This is a genomic window from Microcoleus sp. B6-A1 (assembly GCF_036705085.1).
Taxonomy (GTDB): Bacteria; Cyanobacteriota; Cyanobacteriia; order Cyanobacteriales; family Microcoleaceae; genus Microcoleus.
Genome location: NZ_JAUBTU010000027.1, coordinates 72,570 through 82,492, shown reverse-complemented (window position 1 = coordinate 82,492; position 9,923 = coordinate 72,570). Strand labels below are relative to the sequence as shown.

The following is a 9,923-nucleotide window of genomic DNA, read 5'->3' as shown; positions in this document are numbered from 1 at the left end:
ACTCACGCTTTGTCTCGGATGATTCACTTTTACCCCCTCAATCCGCGTATGTGCCAGTTGGGGGTGCGGAATGTGGGATCTAACGGATGGAAGAAAGAACGAAAAAGGAAGAAGGAATCGAGGGAGCATCCAGATTTTGGGTAGTGATCCCAAGGGAAGGATGAGAGAATTAGAGACAATGCTATAACCAGTGGTTGGGATACGTCCTTTCTGCCGCTAAATTATTAAAGATGACGGCGCACAAGACCAAGATTATTGAGCCCTCAAAAGCAGGTGTTAGCAAAAATTTCCAGTCTGGTTGGGTCATCATGACGACTAAGGCAACTGCTCCCGAAGGCGGATGTAGAGTTCTGGTAATCTGCATAATGCCGATCGCACTAGAAACAGCCATTCCCATCGCCCAAGGAGAAGAACCGACAAAATGCAGAATCATTAAACTGGTGAGAGCAGCTAAGAAATTGCCCCCAATGACATTCCGGGGTTGAGCCAAAGGGCTCTCAGGGACACCAAAGATCAGAACGCTTGTAGCGCCAAACGGAGCCATTAGTAAAGGAGAATTAGTTTTTACAGCCAGATAGGACGTTGCAGTAATTGCCAAAAAACTGCCAATCCAACTCCAAACAATATGCCGAGGATGAGGTCTGTCTATTGGGCAGGCTAATGGACACGATCGCCATCTCCCAAAGGTTTTAAACCAATAACTTTCCCATTTCAGTTGAATTTTTTTACGGTCTATCATAAATCAGGTTACTTGATAACCAGGCTTCTTAAATTGTCGGAACTAGCCTCCGCTAAAGTTAAGATATCATAACAATTTGTCAAAAAGTAGCTAAAGGCACAGATTTTTTACTTCTAGGCTACTCAAGCTGCTGCTAACCACTCGGTTGGAACTCACATCGGGCACCATTCTCTCTTAACAGGCTTTCCCGCCTGTTCCACAAAGAGTAGATTTTCCTCTTGTGGAACGGGCCCCAGAGCCCGTTCATCAAAGGCTTATTGACAATGGTGCAACATCTCAGTTGGAACTGACTAGCGAGTTTGGTCGGTTTGGCAACAGACGTTATCGGCAGTCGCAAAACTTCACCGTTAGCCGTCAGAGTTATTGATGAGGGTAAAGCGAGAGGTTATTTGTAAGGTGCCAGGCCCAGTAAGCGTAAGCTGGATTGGAGTCAATATTGGTTTTCTTTGACTTGCGGGCCGAGATTGGTTAAAGGGGGGAAAGTTTGGCTGTCTCCTTTATCGGAAGGTTTTAAAGATTCTCATGTTGTGGGCGTGGGTTCGAGAACGGCGATCGGCTTTCCCGCTTCGAGAGATAAGTTATTTTTGGTAACTTTTTTTGATAGTTTGTCTTTGGAAGCAGAAGCTAAAGTTATGCAAGCGATGGCGTCCCGCCCTCGCCCGTGCTACGGCTGTTTTGAAGCGATGAATTTGGACGGTGGTGCTTCCGTGGGTTTGGCTCATCAAGGGCAGATTTTATTGCCGCCGGGACGGAATTTGACGAATGTCCTGGTGGTTTACCATCGCGAATATCCAGATCCTGCTCAATTAAAACAGTCTTGGGAACGCTTTCAAAAGGGATCTCGACCAGCACCGGACAAACCAGTGTTTTTTGATTGAATCGGCAATTACTATAATATGAAGTAAGCTTTTGCAGGCAAAGATTATGACAGCAACAAAAGAAAGAACTTGGACAGTCGAAGAATATCACCGCATGATTGAAGCTGGCATTCTCACAGAAGGTGATAAGATTGAATTGCTAGATGGGAGAATTGTTGAAATGAGCGCACAAACTCCACCCCATGCTGCTACAACCCAACGCAGCGATCGATATCTACAACACCTGCTAAGAGATTTAGCATTAATTCGCGTGCAGTTGCCAATTACTTTAGCAACTTCGGAACCGGAACCAGATATAGCTATTGTTTGTATCGATCCGGGAGATTATCGCGACCATCACCCAAATCCTAGCGAAATCTTGCTGTTAATTGAAGTTTCCTACTCGACCTTACAAATTGACCGCCGGGAAAAGGCCCCGATTTATGCGAGAGCAAATATCGCTGAATATTGGATATTAGATGTAGCGGCCCGCGAGGCATATATTTATCGGAATCCTGCACCGGGAGGCTATCAATCTGAGATAGTTGTTGCAGATAATGCTGCAATTAGAATGCTAGCTTTTCCTGAGATTGAAATTAGCTTTTCAGAACTGTTTTTGCCTGTTTAGTTTGTGTTTGAGCTTTAACCGCAGATGGAGCCGATAAACGCAGATGGACGCAGATAAAGAGTTAAAACCAAAATCTTTGGGAGGGGTTTAAATTTCAAAGTTTTGGTAAAAGAGAAAAAGGAATTCAAGGGCGTTTTATGTCAAATATTGAATTATTAGCCCAACTTCGTCAGTTATCCCGTGCCGCAAACTTTCAAATTATGCAGTTTTTAATCGCTGAATTAGCGAAAAAAGAAGGAATTGTAATGGGTAATGAAGCTGCCGAAATTATGTATTCAGTGCATACGTCTAATAGTGCCGCCGAGCAATTGATGCAGTTAGTAGAAACAGAAAATAAGCCAACTCAAAATGTTTAAGGGTAGGTGATATTCTTTTCAACATAAACGAGATGAATTTTGTGTTTTAGCTGATGTTCCGTATCTGCCTTTAACACTAATTTATCAAAATCGTTCTGTTGAGGTTATGGGGTTACTGGATACAGGAGAAGCGTGTTAATGTTTTGCCCTATAATGTTGGGGTGCAATTAGGGGCAAGTTGGGAAGAGCAAAGATTTTCTGTTACTTTAGCGGGTAATTTAGCGAGGAATGAGCATACATGGAAAGCATGACCGTAAAAGAGTTGATGGAGGCTTTGGCAGAACACGACCCCGAAGCCATAGTTTACGCTTATATTCCCCAACGTTATCTCAAGCCCATTTTCTACGAAGCGTCCTTCACAATTGAGGAAGTTGTGGAGGGCGAACGCAAGCGGGTTAACCTGTTCCCCTTTGAGCCAAAAATTGACTGCGATGATTTGAACTCATGGCCTGAATCGTTTCGCCCTGAGTATGTTCTGCAAGAAGAACGTGACGATGAGTAATGGTGTAGGGTTTTGGTCTGTGGAGGTTAAAAGTTTCCTGCTTTGATGTGGCTCGTCGCGGGTGTCGCCGTATCAATTTCCTCCGGTTGCCCTAAAATCTCCTCATCCGCAGTCGGGCGATACACCCAATCCACAAACTGCCCCCATAACCCCCCTACTCAATCGTTTTTGGATAAGTCCTGCATTCCCTACGGAGAGTTTTGCCACTCGGCGGTAAGATTGCGGAAATTGTATTTAGATGCACCGGGATGACAAGTAACGCAACTGCTGATATTTGCAGGTTGTGGCAATTTGACTTTGGGGTGCAGTGCTTTGAAATAGCGAGAACTGGCGACTCGGTAGGCGAGTTCTTCGTCTTTGGCTTGGGGACGGGAAAAAGTTTGCAGGTAGTTCCAGACTAGCAGGCGGGGCGGGTCTACTAGCAGTTTGATGGTTTGTCCGTAGTGTTGGGAATCTTGCAGCAATCGGCGCCAAGTTTCTGTAGGTAAGACTTGCGGCGGTAAAGCGATGTGACAGGTGGCGCAGTTTTCTAGGTACAGTTGCTGTCCGAGTTGGTAGCGTTCGGGGATGCGATCGACCGTACCAGTATCCTCGATCGAAGACACCTGAGCAAGTCGCGCGGGAGTGCGAGAATAGGCAGTCTGAGCTGCAACCCATCCGCCGCAGGTACAGCAGATAATTATCAACACTAGCAACGTTGAGTAAAGCCCCCGCAAGCCTACTCTGCGACGTTTGCGGGGTTTTTCCTGTTTCATAATTCTGAATTTATTTTTGGTTAAATCACTGGTATGCTCATGCCTTCGCGGGCTAAGCAGCTATTGGCGAACGCTGCCTGCACCTCTGCTTCTACGCCATCAAGAAAATTGTCGTCGTGACCCGGATCATGGTGAAACATCACGATCTTTTTGACTCCAGCAGCTTTCGCTATTTCTACTCCTGCTTGCCAAGTCGAGTGTCCCCAACCGACTTTCGGGGTTTTGAAGTTGTAATACTCTTCGTTGGTGTAGTTAGCGTCGTAAATCAGCACGTCGGCGTTGCGAGCTAGGTGTAACACGTTGTCGTCGAGGCGATCGGGAAAATGTTCTGTATCGGTGCAGTAGACGGCCGTGTGTCCCTGCCAGGTGACTCGATATCCGATCGCGGTGTTGGGATGGTTCAGCAGTGCCGTTTCTATTTTCACATCGTCGAGTTCGATAATATCCCCAGGCGTCAAATCGTTGAATTTGAGGTCTGACTGCATCACCTGGATGGGGACGGGAAAATTGGGGTGCACCATTTGGTCGGCAAGACGGTGTTTGATTGTAGTGCCGTTGGGGGCGATCGCACCGTAAATGTGAAAGCAGTTCCCTGGGATAAAGGCGGGAGTAAAAAACGGAAACCCTTGAATGTGATCCCAGTGAGTATGACTAAAAAACATATGGGCTTCCACCGGCATTTGCCGCAGCAGATTGAGGCCCAGAACTCGCAGGCCCGTACCACCGTCAAAGATCAGGCGTTTTTTGCCCAAGCGCATTTCTACACAGGAGGTGTTGCCTCCGTAGCGCAGTGTTTTGGTGCCGGGGGTGGCGATGCTGCCCCGCACGCCCCAAAACTGAACGACAAACTCGGTCAAAGGACTATTTTCCATAGTGGCTTTGCGATCGGAGGGCTGTGGATTGGCTAGAGAGGGTGCGGAATCTGGCATTTTTTTTAGTTTTGGCGGCAGGAACTTGGGAGTTGAAATCTTAGTTTTTACTTTTTAGTTTTTAGCAATCTGTACTATAATAAAGCGCTGGATCGGGAAACCATTCGAGTGCCGCACACTTGGGCTATTACAAGCCTAAACCGTACCGGTTGGTGTAGGAGATGTCACGCTTGAGAGATTATTTTTTGCACCCTGCGGGCTGCCCGGCGTGTTCTGTGTTCTGAGATTAAGATAGCGCCGATCGCTCTAAGTGTTAGGGTAAAATTTCCTCAAACGTAGAACGCATTCCTCTGGGGTATAATTCGCGCTTCATCTTACTCTAGGAGTAGTATTTTTTTCAAGATTGGGGCAGGGGCGGGGTTTTGGGGAATGCTGTTCCGGTGACTCGGCATTGACGACGGATTTGACCTTCTAGCTACCCGTTCCTCGACTGCATCGCCTGACGTGCAGCATCGCCTTAAGTTCGGCCCTCTGAGTTTTTAGTCGGGTTGCAGTCGAGGAGTGCGGGCTAGGGGCTTATTTGCGATCGGCTGCGATGCACTTTTCCACTAAGGGCATGACTTGATCAACATCTTGCCAACCCAGAATTTCCGTGACTTTTTTCTCCAAATTTTTGTAGGTTCTAAAAAATTCGGCTATTTCGTCCAAGCGGTGGGGGGCTACGTCTTTGAGGGACTTATAGTGAGCATAGCGGGGGTCTTTGTCGGGAACGCACAAAAGTTTTTCGTCCCTGTCGCCTCCGTCGATCATTTCCAGCATTCCGATCGGACGGGCTGCGATTATGCACCCTGGAAATGTGGGCTCATCCATCATGACCATGCCGTCGAGGGGGTCGCCATCATCGGCTAAGGTATTGGGTATGAAGCCGTAGTCGCACGGATATTGGACTGAGGAAGAAAGCACCCGATCGAGAGCAAAGGCTTGTAAGTCTTTATCAAATTCGTACTTGTTTTTGCTACCGGCGGTAATTTCGATGAGGACGTTGAGCAGTCCTGGTTTCGGCTGTGCCGGAATTAGCGATAAGTCCACAACAATATCTCCAAGTTAACAGATCTTCGGGGGAGAGTGCTACTTGCCAAACCCCTTTGATAGCATTTTACGGGCGATCGGGCCTTTCGGCTGCATGAGATTGACCGAAAGCGGGGGAGTGTGTCGCCGGCTGGGAGAATACACGCTTTCGGGCGTCCCGCCCATCCCACACAAAAGAGAGCGGACGGGCGTCCCGCCCATCCCACACAAGAGAGAGGGGACGGGCGGGACGCCCATCCCACAGTTTGAGAGGGGAATGCTTTGTTTGGGCGAGGGAGATATGTTCAGAACCATTTATTCTGTTTACCGTCTGTCAAAATTATTTTAATTTTCAATCCCAACCACTGGCTTAGTTCTGTTGCTAACCACTTGATTTCTGATTCACTTAGTCCCTCCTTCTCTCCTAACTGATATTTGTGGTTGCCTGCTTGAACTATCATCTGATAGACTTTCCCTAATCTCACTTCCGAGTGGCGCTTCTGCATAAGTAATGATGCCGCTTGATATAACTCTCTAGGGATTGAAAAAGCAAAAATCATAACTTTTATAACTTTTATAACTTTTACACCAATACCGCTGTTTCTATATTCACGTTGTTGAATTTCCAACTGGCAAATCTCGTTTCTGGGAGATGGCTTGGCATGATTCCATCTCAACCCCAGTAGATGGCTGCTACAGGAGATTTGCTGGCTATCGATTCTGAGGCGCCTTTCTCGAAATAGTGCAAATATCAACTTTAGTCCTGCCATACATAACAAACTTCCTGATATTATTATAAAAAATTGGGGATTTATCTTTAACGCATCGCTCAACATATCCCTTGCTATAAATGAGACAGGACTCGCAGATACCACAGCCGAAAGCGTGGCAATTAAACCAAAACCGATGCCTGGTGGCGGAATTACAATTTCTATAAACTCGGAGTTTTTTGTAAGTTTAATATCGCTGCCTTGTGGCTGCAGCACCACCATAGGATTTTTGTTGATCAGGCGGGGATTTTTAAGCCCTCGCCATGCTTCCCTAGCCGAAGATAACCGTTTGGACAAACTTGGTTCTGTCATCCACTCCAGCCAATCTATTAAATTAGGATTGACCTGCGGTACCCGATCGGCAAATTGAATTTTCAAATCCTGCTGCGACAGTTCGGTGGGATGCAAACCCGTTACCAAATAAATTAAAGTTGCACCTAAACCGTAGAGGTCAGAAGCCGGAACCGAGCGCCCGCCAAATTGTTCCGGTGCCATATACCCGTAAGTTCCCACTACTGTAATTGTGCCGCCAAATTTTGCAGCTTGGTTCTGCACCGAACCGAAATCAACTAAATAAACTTGTCCGACCGAGTTACCTGATCTGCTGTGCAGTAAAATATTACTGGGTTTAATGTCACGGTGAATAACAGGCGGATTTTGCTTGTGCAAATAATTCAAAATTGCTAACAGCGATTTAGCTAATTGTTTTACCTCGCTTTCGCTAAAAGTACGCCCCGATCGCAAATGCTCTTGCAAAGTTTTTCCCTCTACATAAGTCTGTACCAGCGCAAAGCTTTTACTGTTTAGTTCGTCAATTTCCAGGTAATCGAGGTAGCGCGGAATTGCTGGGTGAGAAAGTGCTTTTAAAGTTTCCGCTTCCCGTTCAAATAGCTTGAGGTCTTGCCATTCAAAATCGCTGCCGAGGAATAGCTGTTTGATGACAACTAATTCTTGAGTTTGTAAGTCACGAGCCAGCAGCGTTTGGCGACCAGTTTGTTTTCCTAGTTGTCGCTGCACTTCGTAGCGTTCTGCTAATATTTTGCTGGTCATATTTTTTTACATTAATTTGAGTGTGAGGGGAGCGTCGGGGTTCAGAAACCGGGTTGTTTAGCGAGTCTGGCGGTTGTAATGCGTCTTTTCGTAAAAACCCGGTTTATTTGCTCGGAGTGAGTCCAGAACTGTAAATTTTAGATTACAGTCCACTTTCTTTTTGATACCACCGGGCAATAGACTTGCTACTTGCCCCCATTGACAGTCCTGCAATTAGCGACGGTGCTAGCACGAAAATAATCTCAAAACTCAAATCGTTTAGCTTATTCCAATCCATTATCCGAAAGTAGACGATGCTTATCGAGGTACAGAGTACAATACTAATTGCAGTTAAAACCTGTCGGTGAAGTTTGGGATTAGTTAGGGGAAAAAACCACAAGCGCGTCACAATTCCTACGATTATTCCGTTCCCCAACCCCAGCAGCAAGCCGAGAAAAAGACCGATAAATCCTCCTAAAATTGTCGCCACTACCGGAAAAATAAAGGTTCCGTAAATTGCTGCACAAGCTCCTACACCTAGAGTGCCCATCCAAGTGCTGCGCCCGATCGCATTCTTGAACAACCTAGAGGTATCTAGCGTTTTTCCCAGTCTCAATGTCTGGGAATATTTATTTATTTCCTGTGGTTTTTCTAGAACTTCTTTGGCTATTTGGACTGAGGCGGGACGGCATTCTAAACTCGGATGCGTCATCCACTTCAGCCAATTGGTAAAAGCGGGACTTAGTTGGGTGAATTGCTCGAATTCAATCTGCAAATCTTGCTGTGGCAAGTCGGCAGGATGCTGCTTGGTAATTAAGGCGATTAATGTTGCTCCCAAGCTGTACAAGTCGGAAGCTGGAACTGCTCTGCCGCCAAATTGTTCGGGCGGCATATAGCCATAAGTTCCGACAACGGTGACTGTTTTTCCTTGTTGGGTTGCTAGGGTTTGAACTGCACCGAAATCGACTAGGTAGACTTCGCCGACGCTGTTTCCCGATCGATTTTTGAGTAAAATATTGCTGGGTTTAATGTCGCGGTGAATGACTGGGGGCTGTCGCTGGTGCAGGTAGGCGAGGATGTCTAATAATGCTGTGGCTAATTGTTTGACTTCGCTTTCGCTGAAGGTGCGGCCGTCTGAGAGATATTCTTGTAGGGATTTGGCTGCGATGTAAGTCTGAACTAGGGCGAATCCTTTGCGGTTGGGGGTGTCGATTTCAAAGGAGTCTAGATATCGGGGAATTGCGGGATGGGATAGGGATTTTAAGGTTTCGACTTCTCGCTGGAACAGTTTTAAGTCTTCCCAGTTAAAGTCGCTGCTGAATGACAGGAGTTTGACTACTACTTGCTTTTGGGTTTTTAAGTCGCGGGCGAGTAAGGTTTGCCTTCCTGCTTGCTTGCCGAGCCGCCGATCGCACTGATAGCGATCGGCTAATATTTCTTTTGACAAATCGCCGATGTTTTCTCCGCTCATGTTCTCTTGCCCTAGAACCGATTAAACCTAGTGTAGTTGACAAAAGCGCAATAATCGGAAATGTTTGGGCTAGGGCAAAAAAAATTTTATGTCAAATAGCAACCGCCTTTAAAAGCCAGCTTTCTGGCACAATCAAGACGCGCCTGAGTTAAGCTGGAATTTAATTTTGGATTTGCTTGTAAAGTGACTGCACTACGTCGAGCAGACTCAAGACTTGCTGCCATTCGGGGGCATCGGGGTTGTAGCTTTTGGCGCGCTGAGTTTTCAAACTGTGGTGCAAGAGGGAAAGCAGCTCGTCTGGAGACTGTAAGGAATTTTCATCTTCATCTGCTGGGGTTTGGGCTGCATTTTCTTCGATATCTTCTTTAATTTTTTGTGCTCTATCGGCGAGGGCTAAAGATCTGCCCGCCAGGTTTTCCGGCATTTTTGGCTGTTCCGACAAAGACGCGCTGGTTAGTTCTACCAATAGTTGGCAGACTCGATCGACCCATTCGTGATCGTTGACTGAAAAGGAACCAGATTTGAACACTTGCCCGTCAGGTCTTTGCTGAATGCTTTGTACCTTCTGGATCAGAGGGATAGCCTTAACAGTGATGTTTTCCGGGATTCTGGGGATATCTGACAGCGAGCTCCGAGCAATCTCCAGCAATAGTTGGTAAACCTGATCTACCCACTCAACATCTCCCGATTGCGAATTCCAATTATCCATAACTGACGCTAGTGGTTTTCTATATCTAAGACTAGAACATTGACTATCTGCGAAGGAAGCTCTTGTTAGGAGCCGCTAACGCTATTAAGACTTACGCGGGCGGGGTGAGAAACCCGGTTTTTGAGCGGATGTTTCGTCGCCTTTCTCCAAGATTTTTCTCAGAAACCGGG

12 protein-coding genes are annotated in these 9,923 nt (G+C 46.5%); 4 read left to right on the top strand and 8 right to left on the bottom strand.

What is annotated here, in order from left to right:
- Positions 1-181 precede the first annotated feature (181 nt).
- The gene (locus QUB11_RS12595; protein WP_333203515.1) at positions 182-739 is read right to left on the bottom strand and encodes an HPP family protein; all 558 of its coding nucleotides are present in this window, start codon (positions 737-739) and stop codon (positions 182-184) included.
- Between the two features lie 419 nt (positions 740-1,158).
- Between QUB11_RS12595 and QUB11_RS12590 the strand changes: the two genes are divergently transcribed.
- The 4 genes from QUB11_RS12590 to QUB11_RS12575 all read left to right on the top strand — a co-directional run bounded on the left by QUB11_RS12590 (position 1,159) and on the right by QUB11_RS12575 (position 3,082).
- Positions 1,159-1,617 carry a phosphodiester glycosidase family protein gene (locus QUB11_RS12590; RefSeq protein WP_333203522.1) on the top strand — a complete coding sequence of 153 codons (459 nt, stop codon included), beginning with the start codon at positions 1,159-1,161 and terminating at the stop codon, positions 1,615-1,617.
- 46 nt (positions 1,618-1,663) lie between these two features.
- Complete coding sequence (locus tag QUB11_RS12585) at positions 1,664-2,224, top strand: Uma2 family endonuclease (RefSeq protein ID WP_333203513.1); 561 nt, start codon at positions 1,664-1,666, stop codon at positions 2,222-2,224.
- Between the two features lie 137 nt (positions 2,225-2,361).
- Complete coding sequence (locus QUB11_RS12580) at positions 2,362-2,580, top strand: hypothetical protein (RefSeq protein ID WP_333203511.1); 219 nt, start codon at positions 2,362-2,364, stop codon at positions 2,578-2,580.
- Positions 2,581-2,818: 238 nt separating this feature from the next.
- Positions 2,819-3,082 carry a hypothetical protein gene (locus QUB11_RS12575; protein ID WP_333203509.1) on the top strand — a complete coding sequence of 88 codons (264 nt, stop codon included), beginning with the start codon at positions 2,819-2,821 and terminating at the stop codon, positions 3,080-3,082.
- 188 nt (positions 3,083-3,270) lie between these two features.
- Here the strand turns inward: QUB11_RS12575 and QUB11_RS12570 are convergent, their stop codons facing one another.
- From QUB11_RS12570 to QUB11_RS12540, 7 genes are all read right to left on the bottom strand, one after another.
- Positions 3,271-3,837, bottom strand: a complete 567-nt coding sequence (locus QUB11_RS12570) for a diheme cytochrome C (protein WP_333203507.1) — start codon at positions 3,835-3,837, stop codon at positions 3,271-3,273.
- A 20-nt stretch (positions 3,838-3,857) separates the two neighbouring features.
- Positions 3,858-4,766, bottom strand: coding sequence for an MBL fold metallo-hydrolase (locus QUB11_RS12565; RefSeq protein WP_333203505.1), 909 nt, complete (start codon positions 4,764-4,766; stop codon positions 3,858-3,860).
- Positions 4,767-5,282: 516 nt separating this feature from the next.
- Positions 5,283-5,795 carry an inorganic diphosphatase gene (locus tag QUB11_RS12560; RefSeq protein ID WP_006634582.1) on the bottom strand — a complete coding sequence of 171 codons (513 nt, stop codon included), beginning with the start codon at positions 5,793-5,795 and terminating at the stop codon, positions 5,283-5,285.
- A 39-nt stretch (positions 5,796-5,834) separates the two neighbouring features.
- Positions 5,835-6,089: a hypothetical protein gene (locus tag QUB11_RS12555; RefSeq protein WP_333203503.1), complete on the bottom strand. Its 255-nt coding sequence runs from the start codon at positions 6,087-6,089 to the stop codon at positions 5,835-5,837.
- The gene (locus QUB11_RS12550) at positions 6,080-7,594 is read right to left on the bottom strand and encodes a serine/threonine-protein kinase (protein ID WP_333203501.1); all 1,515 of its coding nucleotides are present in this window, start codon (positions 7,592-7,594) and stop codon (positions 6,080-6,082) included. The genes QUB11_RS12555 and QUB11_RS12550 overlap by 10 nt, the downstream gene beginning before the upstream one ends.
- 142 nt (positions 7,595-7,736) lie before the next feature.
- Positions 7,737-9,044, bottom strand: a complete 1,308-nt coding sequence (locus tag QUB11_RS12545; RefSeq protein ID WP_333203499.1) for a serine/threonine-protein kinase — start codon at positions 9,042-9,044, stop codon at positions 7,737-7,739.
- Positions 9,045-9,204: 160 nt separating this feature from the next.
- Positions 9,205-9,753 carry an inorganic pyrophosphatase gene (locus QUB11_RS12540; protein WP_333203496.1) on the bottom strand — a complete coding sequence of 183 codons (549 nt, stop codon included), beginning with the start codon at positions 9,751-9,753 and terminating at the stop codon, positions 9,205-9,207.
- Between the last annotated feature and the right edge of the window lie 170 nt (positions 9,754-9,923).